Origin of the sequence: Novosphingobium sp. PC22D (genome assembly GCF_002556635.1) — a bacterium.
GTDB lineage: Bacteria > Pseudomonadota > Alphaproteobacteria > Sphingomonadales > Sphingomonadaceae > Novosphingobium.
On sequence record NZ_MWMO01000018.1, the window covers coordinates 65,151 to 85,507 of the forward strand.

Here is a 20,357-nt window from a genome sequence, read left to right on the forward strand (position 1 = left end):
GGGGCCCTTACTTGGGCGACGCGACCACGGCACAGGCGACACGGTCTCCCGCCGCGCCCGAGGGCTGGCTCATGTAGTCGTCCGCCTTGGCGTGGATGACCAGCGCGGTTCCATCGGCATCGTAGATCGTGTTCGCGGCCGCCTTGTCGAGCGACACCCCGGTGTTGAGGACCTCGGCCATCAGCATGCCCGAACCGTCGGCGTACTGGTTGGGCATGTCACCGCCGTGGGGGCCGTCCTTCACCAGCAGGCCGTGCTCGCTTGCGCCCGGATTGTAGTGGCCGCCCGCGCTGGCGAACTTGGTGGAGGCGTCGCACACGCCCTTCTCGTGGAGGTGGAAGCCGTGCTCGCCCTCGGAGAGGCCCTTGGCGCTCACCGTCACGAGCACGCCGGTGGGGGTCTGCTTGAGCTTGGCGGTGCCGATCTCGTTGCCCTCCACATCCATGATCGGCGCGCTGGCGACGGCGTCGGCCATGGCGTGTTCCTCGTGGTGGTCGGCAAGCGCGGGCGTGGCAATCAGAGCGGCGATGGCGCTCAGGGCGAGGGCTTTGGTGGGCTTCGTCATCTTGCGGTTTCTCCTACGGGTACGCGAATGCAAATCCGAAATGCGGTCAATCGTTCCCGCCGTCCTCAATCCCAGGACAGCGGCTTGGCGACGTCCTCCAGCGATTTACGCTCGCTGTCAAAGCCGATCCGCCACGCCACCAGCGCCGCGCCGAGCATCAGGACGGAGGCGAGCGCGTAACCGACAAGCACCTGGTCGCGCGAGCCACTCTCGATCAGCACGCCGAAGAACCACGGCGCGGCGACGCCGCCAAGTCCGGTGCCGAGCGCATAGAACAGCGCGATCGCCAGCGCCCGGATTTCGAGCGGGAAGGCTTCGGCAACCGTGAGGTACGAGGAAGAGGCCGCGGCGGAGGCGAAGAAGAACGTGGCGCTCCAGCACAAGGTCTGCGTGGTCGCATCGAGAAGCCCCGCGCGGAAGGCGAAACCGCTCGCCAGCAGCAGCACGCCGGAGGCGGCGTAGGTCCCGACGATCATCGGCCTGCGTCCGATCGAATCGAAGAACCGGCCGAGCACCAGCGGGCCGAGCACGTTGCCCGCCGCGAACGGCAGGATGTACCAACCCACACCGCTGACCGGCACGGCGTAGAAATCGGTGAGCATCATCGCGTAGGTGAAGAAGATCGCATTGTAGAAGAACGCCTGCGCAATCATTAGGGTCAGCCCGTAGACGACACGGCGCGGATAGGTCCTCAGTAGCGTGCGCGCCACTTCGGCCAGGCTCGTCGCGACGCGCGGCGTCACGCGCACCGCCGAGGGCGGGACGGGGCCGAGGTCGTGGCCCTCGGCCGCGACGCGCCGTTCGATGTCCGATACGATCGCGTGCGCTTCCTCGGGTCTGCCGTGAACCGCGAGCCAGCGCGGACTCTCGGGTATGTAGCGCCGCAGCCAGATGATCACGCAGCCGATGATCGCGCCCCCGAAAAACGACACGCGCCAGCCCAGGTCGGGCGCGAACAGGTCCGGGTCGAGCACGACAATCGTCGCGCCGCTCGCCATGGCCGCGCCGATCCAGAAGCTGCCGTTGATGGCAAGGTCAGTCCAGCCGCGCCGGCGCGCCGGAATGAGTTCCTGGATCGCGGAATTGATCGCGCTGTACTCGCCGCCGATGCCAGCTCCGGTCAGGAAGCGCATCAGCGCCAGGCTGGGAAAGTCCCAGGCGAAGGCAGTCCCGGCCGTCGCGAGCAGATAGAGCCCCAGCGTCACCGAGAACAGCCGCTTGCGGCCCCAGCGGTCGGTCAGCCAGCCGAAGAACAAGGCCCCGGTCACGGCGCCCGCCAGATAGGCGGAATTGGCGAGGCCCACTTGCGACGGGGAAAGGGCAAGGCTCTCGGGATCGCGCAGCGCCCCCGCGACCGAACCGGCGAGCGTCACTTCGAGCCCGTCGAGTATCCAGGTGATCCCGAGCGCGAAGACCACGAGCCAGTGAAACCGGCTCCATGGCAAGCGTTCGAGACGCGCCGGAATGGCGCCGGCTTCCGATTTCAGTTCACTGGGGCGGTCTGCGATCGCGCTTGTCCCTCTGCAACCCTGCGGACAGTACCGGCCCCGGGTCTTAACGCAATGCGCGGGCGTCCGCGCTATGGTTGGTTAATGTCCAGCAAGCCTATCGAAACACACGTCCTTAACCGCTTCGCAGCGAGACCGTCTCGAGTGAACATCGACGGTCGCCTCCAGGAACCCCAAGAAATGAATGCCCCGCTTTCCCGGCTGAGCGCCGATCTGTCCATGGCCGCTGATCGCCGCCGCGAGCCACGCTACGCGGCAGCCTGCGAAATGACGATCCGCAGCATGAGCGGATCGACGACCACGGCCGATCTCATCGACATGTCGCGGCATGGCGCCTGCATCAAGTCGGAGGCGGACTGGCTGCGGCCCGGCCGTTTCGTTGCCATCGGCATCGGCCAGGGCGACATGCTCGAGGCCGTCATCCGCTGGACGCGCGACGGATCGGTGGGAATGGAATTTCTCCATCCGGTGCCGAGCGATCGCGAAGACTGGCATGCGCTGATGGATTGCGGCGGCTACTGAGCCGATACGCGAAGCGGATACGAAAAGGGCGGCCCCGGCAGGGACCGCCCTTTTTTCGTCTGGGATGAAGAGCCCGAAGCGCTCTTCGCGCCCGATCAGCCCTTCTTGAGCGTGAGCCCACCGAAGCGCTTGTTGAACTGCGCGACGCGGCCGCCGTCCTGAATCTGCGCCTTGCCGCCGGTCCAGGCGGGGTGCGTGGTGGGGTCGATGTCGAGCACCAGCGTGTCGCCCTCGCTGCCCCAGGTGGAGCGAGTCTGGAAGGTGGTGCCGTCGGTCATCTGGACGGTGATCGTGTGGTAATCGGGGTGCGTATCGGCCTTCATGTCGAATCTCTCTGCTTGGCCGGTTCCGACCGGCCTGCCTTTGGAAAGGCGCGCGCATAGCGGGGCGGGCGCCAAATTGCAAGACTCGTCGCGTCGATCCCCGGCTCGCCGACCGTTCCGGCGTGTGCCGCGCGCTCGGCCGAACCGGCGCGCCGGCCGCGATCAGCTATCCGCGATCATCGCGGTGAAATTGACCTCACACGTGGTCTTGTCGCCGATCGAGGCCTTGCCCCAGAACTTGCAGACGCGCGAACGCTTCTGGACGAATCCCGCCCGCAGATCGAGCAAGTGCCCGGGCTCGACCGGATTGCGGAACTTGGCTTCCTCGATCGCCATGAAATAGACGAGCTTGCCGGTCCCGGCGAGGCCGAGGCTCTCGATCGCGAGAATGCCAGCCGCCTGCGCCAGCGCCTCGATCTGGAGCACGCCGGGCATGATCGGCCGGCCGGGGAAATGGCCCTGGAAGAAGCCCTCGTTGAAGCTGACCGCCTTGACCGCGTGGATCTCGTCCTCGCCGACCGACGCCACCCGATCGACGAGCAGCATCGGATAGCGGTGCGGCAGCGCCGCGAGGATCTTCGGGATGTCGTAGACCAGATCCGCGTCCGCGCCGCCCGTTTCGGGTTCGCCCGCCATCAGCGGCCCTGCGGCTGCGTGCTCGTTCCGGCGGCCGGGGCGGCCTGGCCGGCCGCTGCCGCCTGCTGCGCGCGGGCTTCGCGAACCTGACGCGGCTCCCAGCCGGCCGGCGGCACGAGCTGCGCGGACGGAATCAGCGTGTTGAGTTCGGTCAGGATGTCCTGGTTGAGGTTGTACGCCGCGGCATTCACCGCGACCACCGCCTGCGGGCTGAGCAGCAGCGAGACCTTCTTCTTGGCCATCGCGCTCTTCACCGCCTGGTCGAGCTTGTCCTCGACCTGCTCGGTCACGTAGGCGCGCGACATCGCGACCGGCTGCAGGATGCGCTGCAGCTCTTCCTGGGCGCTTTCCTGGATGCCCTGGATGGTCGCCGCCTGCTGCTGCAGCGAGGCCTGGTTGGGGCTCGCGGCCTGGCTGTCGGCGTTGAACTTGTCGACCAGCGGCTTGAGCTGCGCGGTGATCGCGTCGCGGCGCTGCGAGGCCTGGTCAATCTGCGCCTTGTAAGTGGTCTGGCGCTGCGTCTCGGCGGTCTTGAAGGCGTTCGAGTTGGCGACCACGGCATCGAGATTGGCGACCGCGATACCCTCGACGACCGTCCCGGAGGCCTGCGCGAGCACGGGCTGCGCGCTCACGGCGCCGGCGATCAGGCTGGCGGCCAGCGCGGACTTGAGAATGATACGCATCAGAATTGGGTTCCCACGTTGAAAGTGAAGGCCTTGGTGTCATCCCCCTCACGCTTGAGAAGGACCTTCGAGAAGTTGATCCGGAAGGGACCAAAAGGCGAATTCCAGTTTACGCCGATACCAACCGCGACGCGCGGCTTCCAGGTGTTGCCGACGAAGAATTCCTGGAACGGCGCGATCGTCGAACCGCGCGCCGTGTTGGCGTTGCTCGCGAGACAGGCCGGAGGCGTCGGATTCGTCGGGTTCGTCACGACCGAGACCTCGGTCGCGTTGCAGTTCGCGTCGACCGCTTCGATCTGGGTGTAGGTGGCTTCGCCGTTGGCATTGCGCTCGGGGATGAGCGTGGCCGTCGCCACACGGTCGAGAGTCGGCTTGGTGATGCCCCAGACCGCGCCGGCATCGACGAAGATCGACGGGCGCAGACCGAGTTCGCGCGCGCCCGAGCCCAGCGGGATCTCGAGTTCGGCGCGGCTCATGTAATAGTACTTGCCGCCCAGCGCGTCGTCCGACCAGTCGCGCCGGCTGTCGGAGAAGCCGTCGCCGCTGTCGCCGTCGATGATCCCGTCCTCGTTGGAATCGATGTAGGGCTTGCGCAGCACGCGCGGACCGACGCCGCGGATGTCGAAACCGTAGATCTGCGGCTCACCGAGATAGAAACGATCGGTCAGGCGAACGTCGTCGACGCCGGGCTGGTTGCGGTCCGACAGCGCCTTGATCGCCCCGCCTTCGCCCTGCACCGAGAAGATGAAGCCGCTGCCGAGCGGCCAGTAGCGCGCGGCCTTCGCGGTGAGGCGCGCGTACTTCACCGACCCGCCGAGCCCGGCGAAGTCCGCGCCGATCGAGGCAAGCAGGCCGCGCGAGGGACGGATGCGGTTGTCGAGGCGGTCGTAGATCAGCGAGAGACCGACGATCGAGCTGGTGCGCTTGCCGATCGCCTCGCACAGATAGCGGCCCGCGAGCAGCGGGTCGCACTGGTTCTGGCCGAGACGGTCGGAGAAGAAGATGCCCTCGTCGAGGGTAACGTCGTCGTAGTTCAGCGTGTAGCGCGCGATACCCGTGAGGTATTCGGTGAGCGGCAGGCCCGCGCGGATCTGGAACCCGGTCGTGACCTGCTGATAAGTGGTGTCGCGATCGTCGGTGAAGCGGAAGCTGTTGTAGTCGCGGCGATAGACGTCGACGCCGAGCGAAACATTGCGATCGAACACATAGGGTTCGGTGAAGCTGGCCTCGATGCTCTTGGTATAGCGCGAGTAGCTGCCCGAAAGCCCGATCGTCTGGCCACGGCCGCGGAAGTTGCGCTGCTGGATCGAGGCCTGGAAGATGAAGCTCTCGAGGCTCGAGAAGCCGGCGGAAAGCTGGAGCTGCCCGGTCGGCTTTTCCTCGACGTTGGCTTCGAGCAGAATGCGGTCGGGCGCGCTGCCCGGCTTCTGCTCGACCTCGAACTTCTCCTGGAAGTAGCCGAGCGACTTGATGCGGTTCGACGACCGCTTGACCTGGAGCGAGTTGAACGCGTCACCCTCGGTGAGGCGGAATTCGCGCCGCACGACCTTGTCCTGGGTCAGCGTATTGCCGTTGACGTCGATTCGCTCGACGTAGACGCGCGGCGCTTCCTGGATCACGAAGGTCAGACTCATCGTGAGGTCTTCCTTCGAGCGGTCGTAGCGCGGCCGCACGTCGGCAAAGGCATAGCCGAAGGCGCCCGCCGTCTCGTTCAGCTTCTCGATCGTGTCCTCGACGAGCTTGGCGTTGTACCAGTCGCCCTTGGACATCGGCAACTGCTTGCTGAGCGTCTCGCCGTCGAAGTCGCGAAGCTGGCTGTCGACCTCGATGTCGCCGAACTTGTACCGGTCGCCTTCCTCGACGACGTAAGTGATGATGAAGTCCTTCTTGTCCGGCGTCAGCTCGGCGACGGCCGAAACGACGCGGAAATCGGCATAGCCCTCGGTCAGGTAGAACTGGCGCAGCTTCTGCTGGTCGAACGCCATCCGGTCGGGGTCGTAGCTGGTGTTCGAGGAGAAGATCTTGAGCAGACCCGTCTCCTTGGTGACCATCTCGCCGCGCAACTCGCCATCGGAGAACTTCTCGTTGCCGATGATGTTGATCTGGCGGACCTTCGACTTGTCGCCCTCGGTGATCTCGAACACGATGTCGACGCGGTTCTGGTCGAGCATGACCATCTTGGGCTCGACCGTCGCCGCATAACGGCCCTGGCGCTTGTACAGCTCGATGATGCGCGCCACGTCGGCGCGGACCTTGGAGCGGGTGAAGATCTGGCGCGGTGCGACCTTGATCTCGGGCAGGATCTTGTCGTTCTTGATCCGTTTGTTGCCCTCGAGAATGATCCGGTTGACGACCGGATTTTCCTTCACCTGGATCGAGACGAAGCCGTTCTCGTTGGTGATCTGGACGTCGGCGAAGAGTTCGGTCTCGTAAAGCGCCTTGAGCGCCTGGTCGGCGGCGGCCGCGGTATAAGTCTGGCCCGCGCGAAGCTGGATGTACGAGAGGATCGTCTGAGGCTCGAGGCGTTCGGAGCCGACCACGCGGATCGACTTGATCGTGTCGCCCTGCGTGGCCGTCGGGGCCGGCGTCGCCGCGGGCGCATCGGTCGGGGCCGCGGGCGTCTGAGCCTGCTGCGCATAGGCAGCGACCGGCACGCCGGTCAGGATCGTCGTGCCCAGAAGAGCCACGGCCAGTTTCGAGCCATATCCGGCATCGAAGCTGCGAACCTTATCCAATCCCATCATTCCAAGCCAATTCCCGTAAGCGCGTTGACCGAAGCCATGCATCCCCGTTCAGGGACATTCGCCTCCCCGCGAACAATCGCCGCCCTCTGCCCGATGGACGATAGCCAATCAAGCAGACAATCCCGGCGAGATCGTGATCGTTCGAGATTTTCCTTTCGCCTAGCCCCCGAAAAACGGGAGCGCAGCCAGGTCGTTGATCGTCACCAGCAGCATCAGGGCAAGGACCAGGGCTACCCCGGTGCGAACCGCCCATTCCTGACTGCGCTGATCAAGCGGCTTCCGGCGAACCGCCTCGGCCGCATAGAAGGCCAGGTGACCGCCGTCGAGCGCCGGAATTGGCAGGAGATTGATGAATGCCAAATTAATCGAGATCAAGGCGACGAAGCTTACGAACTGAAGCCAGCCCAATGTGAATTGCTCGCCCGAATACTTCGCGATCTTGATCGGTCCGCCCAGTTCCTTGACCGAGCGTTCGCCGGTGATGATCTGGCCGATACCAGCCGCCATCATCCGCATGATGTCGAAACTCTGCTCGAAGCCGAGCGTCACGGCCTCGACCGGCCCGACCTTGGTGACCTCGACCGCGCCCGAGCCCGCGCCGATGCCGATGCGGCCAACCCGCGCCTCGTTGCCGAAGCGATCGGTCTCCAGTTCCTCGGCGATCCTCACGGGGATGGCCAGGGTCTCGCCACCGCGCGAAACCGTGACGTCGATCGTTCGGCCGGGATAAGGCACGACGTACTGGGGAATATCGGTGAAGCTGTCGATGGCATGGCCGTCGACCGCGACGATCCGGTCGCCGATTTCCAGGCCCGCTTCCTGTGCCGCCGAGTTCTCCGTGAACGTCGCGACGTCGGGCACCGCAACGGCCTTGCCGAGCGCGAGGTTGAAGGCGGTGAAGATCGCGACGGCGAACAGCAGGTTCGTCATCGGTCCGGCCAGCACGATCAGCGCGCGCTGCCACAAGGGCTTGTGATGGAATTGCCGCGAACGCTCCGCTTCGCTCAACCCGTCGCCGGCGCGAGCGGGGGTGCTCGTCGCGTTCATGTCACCGGCGAACTGGACGTAGCCGCCCAGCGGCAGCGCGCACAGTTTCCAGCGCGTGCCCCTGCGGTCGGTCCGACCGAACAGTTCCTTGCCGAAGCCGACCGAGAAGGCATCAGCCTTCACGCCGAACCAGCGGCCGACGAGATAGTGGCCCAGTTCGTGGATGACGATGAGCGGACCGAGGACGAGCGCGAAAGCGAGAATCGTCGTCAGGATCGAGGGGGAGGCGGTCAAGTCAGGCTGTCTCCATCAGGAAGCGCGCACGCGCGCGCGCCTCGCCGTCGACCGCGAGAACGTCGTCGAGCGACGCGGGCGGCGGCGGGGCATAATCGGCAAGAACATCTTCCACTTGTGCCGCAATGCGGGTGAACCCGATCTGACCGGCAAGAAATGCCGCGACCGCGATCTCGTTGGCGGCGTTGAGAACGGCGGGGATGCCGCCGCCCGCTTCGGCCGCCTGGCGCGCGAGTCGCGTCGCGGGAAAGCGCGCTTCGTCGGGCGTGCCGAAGCTCAGCGTGCCGATTGCCGCGAGGTCGAGCGGATCGCACGGCGTGTCCATCCGCGCGGGCCACGCCAGCGCCGAGGCGATCGGCACGCGCATGTCCGAGGGGCCGAGCTGGGCAAGCGTCGACCCGTCGCGATACTCGACCATCGAGTGCACCACCGATTGCGGGTGCACGAGAATGCGGAGGCGATCGAGACCGACGGGGAAAAGGTGAAAGGCCTCGATCAGTTCGAGACCCTTGTTCATCATCGTCGCCGAATCGACGCTGATCTTGGCGCCCATGTCCCAGTTGGGATGGCGCACCGCCTGCGCCGGAGTCGCGGCGGCGAGCCGGTCGGCGTCCCATTCGCGGAACGGCCCGCCGCTCGCGGTCAGGGTGATGCGGCGCACGTCGGCCCGGTCATTGCCGGCGAGGCACTGGAAGATCGCGTTGTGCTCGGAATCGACGGGCAGCACAGTCGCCCCATGGCGCACCACCGCCGCGGTCATCACCTCGCCCGCCGAAACGAGCGCTTCCTTGTTGGCAAGCGCCACGGTGCCGCCCTGCTCGATCGCGGCCATCGTCGGCGCAAGACCCGCGCAGCCGACGATGGCCGCGATGGTGAGATCGACCGGGCGCGCCGCCGCCTCGATCAGCGCCGCCGCGCCGGCGGCCGCCTCGACGCCGCTGCCGGCCAGCGCCTCGCGCAGCTCGGGAAAGCACGTCTCGTCACCGACGACCGCGATCTCGGCACCGAACTCGATCGCCAGCCGCGCGAGGTCGGCCGCCTGGCAATTGGCGGTGAGCGCCACCACGCGCCAGTCATCCTTCCGGCGGCGCAGCAGATCGAGCGTCGATGCGCCGATCGAGCCGGTGGCCCCGAGAATCGAGATGGATCGTTTGTTCACAAAGCTCCTGCTACGCGCGCTACCATGAAAATAGCGCCAACGGCGACCGAAACCGACAGCAGGCCGTCAACGCGGTCGAACAGGCCGCCATGGCCGGGCAGCAGCTTGCCCGAATCCTTGACCCCGGCGCGGCGTTTCATCCAGCTTTCGAAGAAGTCGCCCGCCTGCGCCACGACGGCGGCGACGATCCCCGCGAGCACGACCGACGGCAGCCCGCCGATCGCCGCCGACGAAACCGATGCGGCGCCGTCCGCCCCGAGCCGCGAGGCGCCGACTGCATCGAACAGAAGCCAGATCACCAGGCTTGCGCCGAGCGCTCCGCCGGCGAGCCCCGCCCAGGTCTTCGACGGCGAAATGCGCGGCGCGATCTTCGGACCGCCAAAGGTGCGACCGGAAAAATAGGCGCCGACGTCGGTGCCGATCACCGCGCCCAGCAGGACCAGCACCGCGAAGATGCCGAGCGCGGAATCGCGCAGCGCGATCAGCACCGTCGCGCCCGCCGCGCAGTAGACCGCGCCCGCCAACCGCCACAGATTGCGGTGCGTTCCCGGCTCGCGAAACAGCAGCGCGAGCACCGACCATTCGAAGTAGACGCCGATCGCCACCGCCGCGACGAACAGCGTCCAGACGATCCCGCCAAACCAGAGAGCGGCCCCCGAAATCGCCAGCATGACCACGGCCGAGGCCGCGCGCTTGGGCAGGTCCGCGGTGCGCACGGACAGCGGAACGGTGACGTAGCCCTTGATGCGATCGCGCTTGCGGGGCTTGTCAGCGGCCACCGTATCGCCTTTCGCGCTGCGCGAAAGTCTCCAGCGCCGCGCCCAGGTGCTCGGCGGTGAAATCGGGCCACAGCACCTCGGTGAAGATCAGTTCGGCGTAAGCCGCCTGCCACAGAAGGAAATTGGACAGCCGCTCCTCGCCCGAAGTGCGGATCAGCAGGTCGAGCGGCGGCAGGTCGGCGGTGTCGAGTTCGGCCTCGATCGCCTCGGGCGTGACCGCGCCCTTGGCCGCGGCCTTGGCCGCCGCGCGCGCGATTTCGTCGTGCGAGCCGTAATTGAGCGCAACGGCGAGAATCGTGCCTGTATTGTCGGCGGTTCGCGCCAGCGCGCCCTCGATGAGCTCGACGACGTCGGATGCGAACGCCCGGTAATCGCCGATGATCTTCAGCCGGATGCCGTTGTCCGCCATCTCGTCGAGATCGGACAGGATGAAGCGCTTCATCAGCGCCATGAGGTCGGAAATTTCCTCGTCGGGCCGGCGCCAGTTCTCTGTCGAGAAGGCGTAGATGGTCAGCGCCTCGAGCCCGAACTCGCGCGCGCCGCGCACGAGCTTGCGCACGGCCTCGACACCGCGCTGATGCCCCATCGCGCGCGGCAGGTGACGCTTCTTCGCCCAGCGGCCGTTGCCATCCATGATGATGGCGACGTGCCGCGCTCTTGGTGCATCATCCGTCATCAGGAGACCGGCTCCCGGAGCCTCACTGGCTCAGGATGTCCTTTTCCTTGCGCGCCAGTTCCTCGTCGACGGCCTTGATCATCTCGTCGGTGAGTTTCTGCACCTCGTCCTCGCCGCGCTTCTTGTCGTCCTCCGAGATTTCCTTCTTGTTCTCGTCGGCCTTGAGCGCCTCGTTGCCGTCACGGCGCACGTTGCGGATGGCGACGCGCGCCTTCTCGGCATATTGCCCGGCGAGCTTGGCGAGTTCCTTGCGGCGCTCCTGCGTCAGGTCGGGGATCGGCAGGCGGATCGTATTGCCGTCGTTGATCGGGTTGAGCCCGAGCCCCGCCGAGCGGATCGCCTTTTCGACCGGGCCGACGTTCGACTTGTCCCAGACCTGCACCGAGAGCATGCGCGGCTCGGGCGCGGACACCGTCGCGACCTGGTTCAGCGGCATTTGCGAACCGTAGACCTCGACCGTGATCGGATCGAGCAGGGTCGTATTGGCACGGCCGGTGCGCAGGCCCGAAAGGTCGTGCTTGAGCGCGTCGACCGCGCCCTTCATCCGACGTTCGAGGTCGGCCTTGTCGTACTTGGCCATGGTTCAGGCTCCTTTCTGGACGATCGTCTGGGTGCCTTCGCCCGAGAGCACGCGGGCGAGATTTCCCTTCTCCCGGATCGAGAACACCACGATCGGTATGTTGTTGTCACGGCAAAGCGCCACGGCAGAGGCGTCCATGACCTTCAGGTTGTTCGCGAGTACCGTATCATAGTCGACGCTGTCGTAACGCTTGGCCGAGGTGTTCGTCTTGGGATCGCTGTCGTAGATCCCGTCGACGCTGGTCCCCTTGAGCAGCGCGTCGCACTGCATTTCCGCCGCGCGCAGCGCCGCGCCGGAATCGGTGGTGAAGTAGGGCGCGCCCACGCCCGCCGCGAAGATCACCACCCTGCCCTTTTCGAGATGGCGCTCGGCCCGGCGGCGGATGACGGGTTCGCAGACCTGGTCCATCTGCACCGCCGACTGCACCCGCGTATCGACGCCGAGCTGCTCGAGCGCGTTCTGCATCGCGAGCGCGTTCATCACCGTCGCCAGCATGCCCATGTAGTCAGCCTGCGCTCGGTCCATGCCGCGGGCCGCGCCCGCCATGCCGCGAAAGATGTTGCCGCCGCCGATGACGAGGCAGATCTGCAGACCCGTGTCCTTGGCCGCCTTCACTTCGGCGGCGAGTTCGGCGACGAACCCCGAATCTATCCCGAATTGCTGCTCGCCCATGAGCACTTCGCCCGAGAGCTTCAGGAGGATGCGCTTGTAGGCTGGCTGGGGCATGGGCTCGTGATCTCGGGAATGAACGCGGCCAACCCTTAGGGGGCACGGCGGAAAATGCCAAGGACCTGATCGGTTCGCACTGGTGGAATGCCCGTGGATTACCGCCGGTTCCCGCGCCGGGGATCGGCGCCCGGCGTCACGCCGCCGGACGGATCGCCCGGCAAGCCCCACCGGTCCGCACAAACCGAAAAGGGGCGGGAACGAACCGTTCCCGCCCCTTGCCGATAATCTTGAGAAAGAAACGAAGGTCAGCCCTGAACGGCCGCCGCGACCTCCGCCGCGAAGTCGCTGACTTCCTTCTCGATGCCTTCGCCGAGCTGGAAGCGCACGAAGTCCTTGAGGACGATCTTGCTGCCCGCTTCCTTGCCGGCCTGATCGACGACCTGCTGCACCGGGGTCTTGTTGTCCATCACGAAGACCTGGCTGAGCAGTGCGTTTTCCTTGGCGAACTTGGCGACCGCGCCTTCGACCATCTTCTGCTGCACGTTCTCGGGCTTGCCGCTCTCGGCCGCCTTCTCGGCCGCGACCTTGCGCTCGCGCTCGATCATCTCGGGGTCGAGGTCGTCGGCGGTGAGCGCCATCGGGAACGCGGCGGCGATGTGCATCGCAAGCTGCTTGCCGAGGTTTTCGAGGACATCGGTCGAAGCCTCGCTCTCGAGCGCGACGAGCACGCCGATCTTGCCGAGGTTCGGCGCGGCCGCGTTGTGCATGTAGGGAACCACGACGCCATTGGCGACCTCGACGGTCTTCATGCGGCGGATCTGCTGGTTCTCGCCGATCGTCGCCACGCTGTTGGTGAGCGCGTCGCCGACGGTGGTGCCGCCCGGATAGGCGGCAGCCTTGAGCGCCTCGACGTCGTCACCCGCGACGGTGAGCGCGACCTCGGTGGTCTTGCGCACGAAGTCCTGGAACTGGTCGTTCTTGGCGACGAAGTCGGTCTCGGAGTTCACTTCGACGGCGACACCCTTGGTGCCTTCGACGGCGACGCCGACGAGGCCCTCGGCCGCGGTGCGGCTCGACTTCTTGGCGGCGGCGGCGAGGCCCTTGACGCGCAGCGCATCCTCGGCGGCCGCGAAGTCGCCATCGGCCTCGTCGAGCGCCTTCTTGCAGTCCATCATGCCCGCGCCGGTCTTCTCGCGCAGGTTCTTAACGTCAGCGGCGGTGTAAGCCATCGCGATTATCCTCTTGTAAAGTTTGCAGGCGCGCCGGGCCCATGGACCCGGCGCGCGACAGTCTCATGACGCCGTGGGGCTCATGACGACACGCGGGTCGATCAGGCCTCGGCGGCGGCCTCTTCGGCCGCGGGCTCGTCGAGCGCGCCCATGTCGATACCCGATTCGACCTGGGCCTCGCGGCCGCCCTTGGTCGCGGCCTGGGCCACGGCCTCGCAGTAAAGGCGAACGGCGCGGCTGGCGTCGTCGTTGGCCGGAATCGGAAAAGCGATACCATTGGGGTCGACATTGGTGTCGAGGACACCGACGACCGGAATGCCGAGCACGTTGGCTTCCTTGATCGCGAGATCTTCCTTGTTGGCGTCGATCACGAACATCACGTCGGGAATGCCGCCCATGTCGCGGATGCCGCCGAGCGAAAGCTCGAGCTTGTCGCGCTCACGCGTGAGCTGGAGCACTTCCTTCTTGGTGAGGCCCGCGGTGTCGCCCGAAAGCTGTTCCTCGAGGCTCTTGAGGCGCTTGATCGACTGGCTGATCGTCTTCCAGTTGGTGAGCATGCCGCCCAGCCAGCGGTGGTTGACGAAGTGCTGGCCGCACGCGCGCGCGGCTTCGGCGATCGGCTGCTGCGCCTGGCGCTTGGTGCCGACGAACAGGACCTTGCCGCCCGCCTGGACGGTGGCCGAGATGAACTCGAGCGCGCGCGCCATCAGCGGCACGGTCTGCGACAGGTCGATGATGTGGATGCCGTTGCGGGCGCCGAAGATGTACGGCTTCATCCGCGGGTTCCAGCGGTGCGTCTGGTGGCCGAAGTGCGCGCCGGCCTCGATCAATTGCTGCATGGTGACGACGGGAGCCGCCATAAGTAGTTCCTTTCCGGTTCGACCTCTGGGACGCTGGAACCGTGCAGTTCGCCTGCTGCGGCACCGGTATGGGCGCGTCCCATGTGGATTTGCCGCCCGCCTGCCCGCGATTCGGAAACAGACATTGGTCGGCGGCGCGGGCCTTAGCGAGTTGCGCTGCGAAAATCCAGCCCCTCGCTTCGCCCCGAGGCAAAGTCGATTCGCCGCAACTTGCTTACTAACCCCGACAAATCGAGGAACATCTTGATTTTCCTGCGATTAGTCAGGTCGCAGGCACATGCGCGGGCGGCTTGCGGACGCGCGGCGGCGGTAAGCCGGCCGGTTCGCGCGGCGATCCCGGAGCGAAGCGCCACGCCGCCACGCAACGAATCCATCGGGGGCAAGACCGACGGAGCACGTCATGACCTCACTCATATCGCTGCTTTTCGCAGCCGCCGCCGCAATCGCGCTCACATTGACCCGCCAGAGCCTATGCCGCGCGGGCCCGGAAATCCGTTCGCTGTGGCGGCACGTCGCCGTCCCGGACGAGAGGATGCGCGTCACCATGCGGTTTCATGCGATCGGCAAGCGGCACGCCCTGTCCGCACCGCCTGCGCTGCCGAGGCGAAAATCCCGCCGGCGCACCAGCGGGACGGCGAAACTCCCCGCGCACCGCCTTCATCACTTCGCCAAGCCGTGCAAAACGGCCTGAATGCCAAGGCTCGCGAGGGATGCCGCCGCGAACGGACACGATGGGCACGCTGCAGGGAATAACGCTTGACTAGATAGAACAAAGCATGAACAACGTGCCTCTGGAACATATTTAGAACGATTCGTGGTTTTCCACAAGGCACACACAGGCGGTGCACAGGAATTCCCCGAAGTCAGGAGGTCGAGATGATCACGTTTGCTGCGCTTCTGTTTCCCCTGTTCGGTCTTGTCGCTCTCGCCGTTTCGGCGTTCACTCTGGGCAGCGAGTGGAAGCGCGCGGTCGCGCTTTCGCGCCGGATGACCGGCAACGCGCGACCGCAAGGGCTGCGCGTTCGCATCGCGGCGCCGCGCAGCCCCGATCTCGTCGCGGTCCGCTAGTCTGCCAGCCGCAGCAGTGCGGTCGGCGCCGCCGGCGTGCGGTTGTTCACCTTCCAGGTGAGCGTTTGACCGACGGGCGTCTGCTGCGGTCCCTCGTCGGTATTGTTGGCGAGCACTTGCGCGTCGGTGGTAATGGTGAAGGTGCCGTCGATCGCCGGCATGTCGTCTGCGTCGGCCTCTGTAGACGTCTGCTCGACCTTGCTCATCGCTCCGCTCATGATCCCGCGCATCGCCATGCCCCCCATCATGCCGCCGCCGGCGCCGTAGCCCGGCGCATCGATCCGCACGCTGCCGTCGTCGCGCAGCGAGACCTGGACGAGCGCGTTGGCCATCGGGAAGCCTTCGATGGTCGGGAAGAGAAAATCGTGGTCGAGGCGGCCTTCGAGCATGAAGTCGACCTCGAACTTGCCGTCGCCCATATACTCGACCTTGCGCCATCCCTTCTGCCGCAAGAGCGTCTCGGCGAAGGCGCCAGGCGCTTCGGGATCACCCGGATCGACACCGCCGAACATGCCCATCATCGCCGCCGAACCCTTCGCGTCCTGCTGGCGCTCGGCCTCCCACTCGCTGCGCTGCCGATCGAGATCGGCGCTGTTGCATTTGCGCGCCTCGCCGGTCTCGTCGTCGTAGCACGGCTCAGGCGTGAACTTGGCCTTCTCCGCCGCCTTCATCAGCGGCATCAGATAAAGTTCGCCCGCATAGCTGAAGCGAAAGCTCCCATCGCGTTTGACATCGAGCGCCGAGCCGAACCGTCCCGGTGCGAAAAGGCACGCGCTCAGTGCCAGCGATAGCAAGGCGACCAGTGCCGCCGCCGCCGTCCGCCGTTTGTGTACAAGCTTCATGATCTCCCCCTGCCTGCCAGCGTTTGGCCGAAGGTGCCTCCTTCAGCGCGTCGCCGCAGCGTATAGCGCAATCGCGGCCGCATTGCTCACGTTGAGGCTTTCCATCGCCTCACTGATCGGCAGGCGCGCCAGTGCATCGCAGTGCTGCTCGATATTATGGCGCATGCCCTCGCCCTCGGCGCCAAGCACGAGCGCGACGGGGCCTGCGGGAAGCGCGTCGGCAAGCGTTGCCTCGGCCTCGCCGGCAAGGCCGATCCGCCAGTACCCGGCTTCGGCGATTTCCTCGAGCGCGCGGGCGAGGTTCACCACGCGCGCCCAGGGCACGATCTCGAGCGCGCCCGAAGCGGACTTCGCCAGCACACCCGATTCGGGCGGCGCGTGGCGGTCCTGCGTGACGATGGCGCAGGCGTCGAACGCAGCGGCGGAGCGCAGGATCGCGCCGACGTTGTGCGGATCGGTGACCTGGTCGAGCACGATCAGCGGCCGCGCCGGGTCGGCATCGAGCACGTCGGCGAGGTGGATGTCCTCGAGCGGCGCGCACTCGAGCACCAGCCCCTGGTGCGGCGCGTCGCGCGCGACGAGCCGGCCGAGATCGGCAACGTCGGCCCATTCGACGGGAAAGTCGGGCGGCAGATCGCCGCTCAGCGATTCGACGCCCTCGCGCGTGGCCCAGAGCTTGTGGTGCTGCCGGTCGGGGTTCATCAGTGCGGCTTCCACCGCGTGGCGGCCCCACAAGCGCACTTGCCCGCGCGAGGCGCGTCCGCTGCCCCTGCCGCCGCGCATGCGCCCGGCCCGGCCCCTGAGGGCCCGCTCGGATTTGTCCGACCCGCGCTTCGCCATGTCTCGTCCTTTTTTTGGCATTCGACGCAAAAGTTTCGCGTCCCGAGGCGCGCTCCTGCCAGCGACCCCATTGACAGGCAAGGTTCGCTTCGCCATGAGCGCGCCTTCTCGGCAGGAATGCTCCCCTCGGGGGGCGCGGGGCGGGCCAGATCCCTCCCCTGATTTTTCCGCGAACCGGTGTGGACAGGTGGCCGAGTGGTTAAAGGCAGCAGACTGTAAATCTGCCCGCGCAAGCGTACGTTGGTTCGAATCCAGCCCTGTCCACCACCGCCCTTTCTCAGCACATCTCCGAAAAGCCCTAGAAATCGCAGAAAACCAAGGGTATTATCGCCATTACCGTCCGCGTTTGACCGCTGCAATTTGCCTGCAACCGGAGCCAAGTGTGGGGGTAATGTGGGGGTAAAGTAGCTTACCCCCACACTTTGGTTTCGCAACTCGGTCCCGAAAAGTGTGGGGGTAGAGCAATGGGCAAACTCACGGCGGTAGCGGTCAAGGCAGCTTTGGCGAATCCGGGCACCTATCAGGACGGTGACGGATTATTCCTGAAAGTGGACAAACGCGGTGGTGCCTACTGGAATTTGCGACTCCAACAGGATGGTAAGCGACGAGATATCGGCGTCGGCAGCGCGAAGCTGGTTACGCTCGCCGAAGCGCGCGCCAAAGCGGCGGAACTCCGCAAGGCGGTAAAGGTCGAAAAGCGGGATGTGCTGACCGAGCGCAAGGACGAGGACGCTGCCAAGGTCACCTTCCGCGAAGCCGCTACCCAATATCATTCGGAGAACGAGGCGGGCTGGAAAAGCGATGTCTATGGTCGTCAATGGCTCGCCAGTCTGGAGAACTACGCCTTCCCGAAACTGGGCGACATGACGACCGGCGGAATCACTGCTGCCGACATTATCGGGGTGCTCACCCCGATTTGGCAGGAAATCCCCGAAACAGCCCGTCAGGTTCGTAACCGGATTTGCGCGGTCCTCGACTACTCCCACGCAAAGGGCTGGCGCTCTACAGAAGCTCCATCGGGCAATAGTAGCCTGAAAGCGGGGCGAGGGTTGCCGCGACAGGTCAAGAAACCTGAAAACCGCAAGGCGATGCCATACGTCGCCGTTCCTCCGTTCCTGACCGCGCTGCGTCGCAAACCATCCTATTCGCGTTTGGCGCTCGACCTGCTCATTCTGACCGGCGTTCGCTCGCAGGAAGTGCGGCTCGCGAAGTGGGATGAATTCGATCTGGACCAACGCCTTTGGACAATTCCAGCCGAACACATGAAGCGCAGCAGGGCGCACATCGTGCCGCTGTCAGAAGCGGCGATGGCGGTTCTTGTGAAAGCGGACGCGATGCGGCTTGAGGGTGCCGAAGTCGTATTCCCTGGCATGACCGGTACGGCGATGTCCAACATGACGCTACTCAAGGTCATGCGCGATATGCAGGAGCCTTTCCACGTCCACGGTTTCCGCTCCAGCTTTACCGACTGGGCGGCGAACGAAGGCTTCCCCAACGCAGTTGTCGAAGCGGCACTAGCGCACAAGACGCCGGATGCTGTGCAGGCCGCGTATCGGCGAACGACCTATCTCGGCACGCCCGAGAATCCAGGCGCGAGAGTGAAGCTGATGGATGCGTGGGGAGAATACTGTTCTGGTGCCCATGCTTAAGCCGGTATGCCCAAAATTGATCCTCCACCTAGGTGACATTGTAGATATCGCATCTTAAGCCACTTGCAGCTTTGATTTGAATCGGAAGGGTTTAGTTTTGTTCAGAAAATTGTTTGGCGGAGGCGCGCCTCAATCGCCCGCGTACGAAACCGGTCAGCACCTTTTCGAGCAGGGTATGAGAGCGGCCAGCGAGTATCGTACCGCCGACGCGATAGCGCTCTACACGAGGTCGATTGAAGCAAACCCGAATCCTGCACCGCTCATCAACCGAGCGAAGTTGTATCGCTGGCGACTGATGTTCGAAGACGCGATCACCGATCTAGAAACTGCTGTGAAGCTCGATAAGCAACAAGGCAACGAATTTGCTGCTCCGTTAGCACAGGAACTGCGCGAATGTAGGATTCTTGCTGAAAACCGATTTAATGGAAAGCGACCGCTTTTCATTGCGGATCTCAATGACAAAGGCTTCGATCATGTTGCGGGCCGAATTGCGGACTCAATCTTTCAAGGCAACGGCCAACTTCTAGCGTATCACATGGTGAATGAAGTCGATAACGCGAAAAAGTTTGAAAATCTGTCTGATTTCCCTTCAGTGAAAACGCTTCTAAACAATTGGATGAAAGATCAAAGTGTCATAGATCAAGCTCTGGCTGACCAACGCATCCACGCCGAATACGAACCAAAGCGCGGCATCTTCGAAGCGATGGTTTGCGTATATGACTACCCCGACATGGCAAAACTGCGTGATACGATCGTGCGAAAGATATGGTGCTTGTTAAACCCGCCAAGCCAAATGCAAGCGATTTGGGAGGCGAGTCTTCGTGATCCAGTTCAGTAAATGATCCCGCGATAACGAATCGAGAGCAAATGGGCTGTAGGGCCAAGAGAGTATAGTATTCGGCGATTGCGATAGCGCCCTACGGTGCCACTTGGATCGCACAACTGACCGAATGCCCCACTTCTCGCGCCCGCTCGTTGCAGCGTTCGAGCACCTCGCGGTTTGCACTGAGGATGCGCTGCGCTGTAGCCAGTTCTTCCCAGGCTTCGGGGTTCTGAGACCGGATCAACCGTATTCCGGCGTCCACGATTGTCGGCTCTCCAACAGCCTTGCGAGCCATTCGTTCGGGCCAGTGCCAGCTTTCGGGCATGGTGCGTGCAATGGTGCCGGGCAAGATCGACCATAGCAGGATACCGGCAGCCAGCCCTAAGCCTGCAAAGCGCCAGGTCTGGCGCGTCTGTTCGGCCTCTGCGCGGACGCGCCCGACAATAACTGTGAGCCGACCGGTTACATTGTCCAGGTCTTTGCGGCCCTGCCGGAACAGGTCGCTACTGTCGCGCAGCATGTCGAGAGAGGCGCGCTTGATCTGAACCGCGATATCTTCCGGCGTCAGCTCGATGGCGGGCTTGTTGCCGATTGCGGTCAGCGTCTTGGAGACCTGTGCCAGTTGATCGGCCATTTGGCCGAGCGTGGCCGTGTAGTCCGGAATCACCATGTCGGCTCGTTCCCTGGCCATGTTCTGGACTGTATGGCGTACCATCGCCATCTCGCCTTCAAGACGAGCGAAGGCTTCCGTTGCCGGGTCGGACTCGGTCACCGGCTCCGGTTCTGGTCTCGGCGCGGGCGGTTCCTCGACTTCGAGGTCCAGTTGCACTTCTTCGATGTGGTCAGAGGTGGTTCCGCCTTCTTGGACAGTTTGGCGGCTGAGTTAAGCTAATCCCAGTTGTTGTTTATGCCGCCTGTTTG

21 protein-coding genes and 1 tRNA gene are annotated in these 20,357 nt (G+C 64.9%); 5 read left to right on the top strand and 17 right to left on the bottom strand.

From position 1 onward, the window contains the following. Positions 1 to 7 precede the first annotated feature (7 nt). A complete protein-coding gene (locus tag B2G71_RS20330; protein ID WP_098108492.1) occupies positions 8 to 565 on the bottom strand; it encodes a superoxide dismutase family protein in 558 nt (185 codons plus the stop codon). Between the two features lie 65 nt (positions 566 to 630). After that, the gene (locus B2G71_RS20335) at positions 631 to 2,010 is read right to left on the bottom strand and encodes an MFS transporter (RefSeq protein ID WP_240530255.1); all 1,380 of its coding nucleotides are present in this window, start codon (positions 2,008 to 2,010) and stop codon (positions 631 to 633) included. A 243-nt stretch (positions 2,011 to 2,253) separates the two neighbouring features. On the opposite strand from B2G71_RS20335, the gene B2G71_RS20340 reads away from it, so the two are divergent. Continuing rightward, positions 2,254 to 2,595, top strand: a complete 342-nt coding sequence (locus tag B2G71_RS20340) for a PilZ domain-containing protein (RefSeq protein WP_168176422.1) — start codon at positions 2,254 to 2,256, stop codon at positions 2,593 to 2,595. Between the two features lie 95 nt (positions 2,596 to 2,690). Here B2G71_RS20340 and rpmE read toward each other — a convergent pair whose 3' ends face one another. The 12 genes from rpmE to rpsB all read right to left on the bottom strand — a co-directional run bounded on the left by rpmE (position 2,691) and on the right by rpsB (position 14,214). Further along, complete coding sequence (gene rpmE, locus B2G71_RS20345) at positions 2,691 to 2,918, bottom strand: 50S ribosomal protein L31 (RefSeq protein WP_098108495.1); 228 nt, start codon at positions 2,916 to 2,918, stop codon at positions 2,691 to 2,693. A gap of 162 nt (positions 2,919 to 3,080) precedes the next feature. After that, entirely contained in the window at positions 3,081 to 3,554 is a 474-nt protein-coding gene (gene fabZ / locus B2G71_RS20350) for a 3-hydroxyacyl-ACP dehydratase FabZ (protein WP_098108496.1), read from the bottom strand. Continuing rightward, positions 3,554 to 4,237: an OmpH family outer membrane protein gene (locus B2G71_RS20355; RefSeq protein WP_098108497.1), complete on the bottom strand. Its 684-nt coding sequence runs from the start codon at positions 4,235 to 4,237 to the stop codon at positions 3,554 to 3,556. The genes fabZ and B2G71_RS20355 overlap by 1 nt, the downstream gene beginning before the upstream one ends. Next, positions 4,237 to 6,978, bottom strand: a complete 2,742-nt coding sequence (gene bamA, locus B2G71_RS20360; RefSeq protein ID WP_098108521.1) for an outer membrane protein assembly factor BamA — start codon at positions 6,976 to 6,978, stop codon at positions 4,237 to 4,239. Before bamA ends, B2G71_RS20355 begins: the two co-directional genes overlap by 1 nt. A 162-nt stretch (positions 6,979 to 7,140) precedes the next feature. Continuing rightward, on the bottom strand, positions 7,141 to 8,262 hold the full coding sequence (gene rseP, locus B2G71_RS20365; protein ID WP_098108498.1) for an RIP metalloprotease RseP: 1,122 nt from the start codon (positions 8,260 to 8,262) through the stop codon (positions 7,141 to 7,143). A gap of 1 nt (position 8,263) precedes the next feature. Further along, positions 8,264 to 9,421, bottom strand: a complete 1,158-nt coding sequence (gene dxr / locus B2G71_RS20370) for a 1-deoxy-D-xylulose-5-phosphate reductoisomerase (protein WP_098108499.1) — start codon at positions 9,419 to 9,421, stop codon at positions 8,264 to 8,266. Beyond that, entirely contained in the window at positions 9,418 to 10,200 is a 783-nt protein-coding gene (locus B2G71_RS20375; RefSeq protein WP_240530256.1) for a phosphatidate cytidylyltransferase, read from the bottom strand. The genes dxr and B2G71_RS20375 overlap by 4 nt, the downstream gene beginning before the upstream one ends. After that, positions 10,190 to 10,876 (bottom strand): polyprenyl diphosphate synthase, encoded by a 687-nt coding sequence (gene uppS, locus B2G71_RS20380; RefSeq protein ID WP_206049464.1) that lies wholly within the window; start codon positions 10,874 to 10,876, stop codon positions 10,190 to 10,192. Before uppS ends, B2G71_RS20375 begins: the two co-directional genes overlap by 11 nt. A 22-nt stretch (positions 10,877 to 10,898) precedes the next feature. After that, positions 10,899 to 11,456: a ribosome recycling factor gene (frr, locus tag B2G71_RS20385; RefSeq protein WP_098108501.1), complete on the bottom strand. Its 558-nt coding sequence runs from the start codon at positions 11,454 to 11,456 to the stop codon at positions 10,899 to 10,901. Between the two features lie 3 nt (positions 11,457 to 11,459). After that, positions 11,460 to 12,182: a UMP kinase gene (gene pyrH, locus B2G71_RS20390; RefSeq protein ID WP_098108502.1), complete on the bottom strand. Its 723-nt coding sequence runs from the start codon at positions 12,180 to 12,182 to the stop codon at positions 11,460 to 11,462. A gap of 248 nt (positions 12,183 to 12,430) precedes the next feature. Continuing rightward, complete coding sequence (gene tsf, locus B2G71_RS20395) at positions 12,431 to 13,354, bottom strand: translation elongation factor Ts (protein ID WP_098108503.1); 924 nt, start codon at positions 13,352 to 13,354, stop codon at positions 12,431 to 12,433. Positions 13,355 to 13,455: 101 nt separating this feature from the next. Beyond that, the gene (rpsB, locus tag B2G71_RS20400; RefSeq protein ID WP_098108504.1) at positions 13,456 to 14,214 is read right to left on the bottom strand and encodes a 30S ribosomal protein S2; all 759 of its coding nucleotides are present in this window, start codon (positions 14,212 to 14,214) and stop codon (positions 13,456 to 13,458) included. Between the two features lie 876 nt (positions 14,215 to 15,090). Here rpsB and B2G71_RS20410 point away from each other — a divergent pair. Next, complete coding sequence (locus tag B2G71_RS20410) at positions 15,091 to 15,282, top strand: hypothetical protein (protein ID WP_098108506.1); 192 nt, start codon at positions 15,091 to 15,093, stop codon at positions 15,280 to 15,282. Here B2G71_RS20410 and B2G71_RS20415 read toward each other — a convergent pair. Both B2G71_RS20415 and rlmB read right to left on the bottom strand, forming a co-directional pair. After that, complete coding sequence (locus B2G71_RS20415; protein ID WP_098108507.1) at positions 15,279 to 16,124, bottom strand: hypothetical protein; 846 nt, start codon at positions 16,122 to 16,124, stop codon at positions 15,279 to 15,281. The genes B2G71_RS20410 and B2G71_RS20415 overlap by 4 nt on opposite strands. Positions 16,125 to 16,166: 42 nt before the next feature. Next, positions 16,167 to 16,964 carry a 23S rRNA (guanosine(2251)-2'-O)-methyltransferase RlmB gene (gene rlmB / locus B2G71_RS20420; RefSeq protein WP_168176423.1) on the bottom strand — a complete coding sequence of 266 codons (798 nt, stop codon included), beginning with the start codon at positions 16,962 to 16,964 and terminating at the stop codon, positions 16,167 to 16,169. Positions 16,965 to 17,145: 181 nt separating this feature from the next. Here rlmB and B2G71_RS20425 point away from each other — a divergent pair. The 3 genes from B2G71_RS20425 (at position 17,146) to B2G71_RS23855 (ending at position 19,451) form a co-directional block, all read left to right on the top strand. Beyond that, a tRNA-Tyr gene (locus B2G71_RS20425) sits at positions 17,146 to 17,231 on the top strand. Positions 17,232 to 17,428: 197 nt separating this feature from the next. Then, a complete protein-coding gene (locus B2G71_RS20430; protein ID WP_098108509.1) occupies positions 17,429 to 18,613 on the top strand; it encodes a site-specific integrase in 1,185 nt (394 codons plus the stop codon). 76 nt (positions 18,614 to 18,689) lie between these two features. Next, positions 18,690 to 19,451, top strand: coding sequence for a hypothetical protein (locus B2G71_RS23855; RefSeq protein WP_141521639.1), 762 nt, complete (start codon positions 18,690 to 18,692; stop codon positions 19,449 to 19,451). 79 nt (positions 19,452 to 19,530) lie between these two features. Here B2G71_RS23855 and B2G71_RS20440 read toward each other — a convergent pair whose 3' ends face one another. After that, positions 19,531 to 20,208, bottom strand: coding sequence for a DUF6118 family protein (locus tag B2G71_RS20440; RefSeq protein WP_240530257.1), 678 nt, complete (start codon positions 20,206 to 20,208; stop codon positions 19,531 to 19,533). Positions 20,209 to 20,357 lie beyond the last annotated feature (149 nt).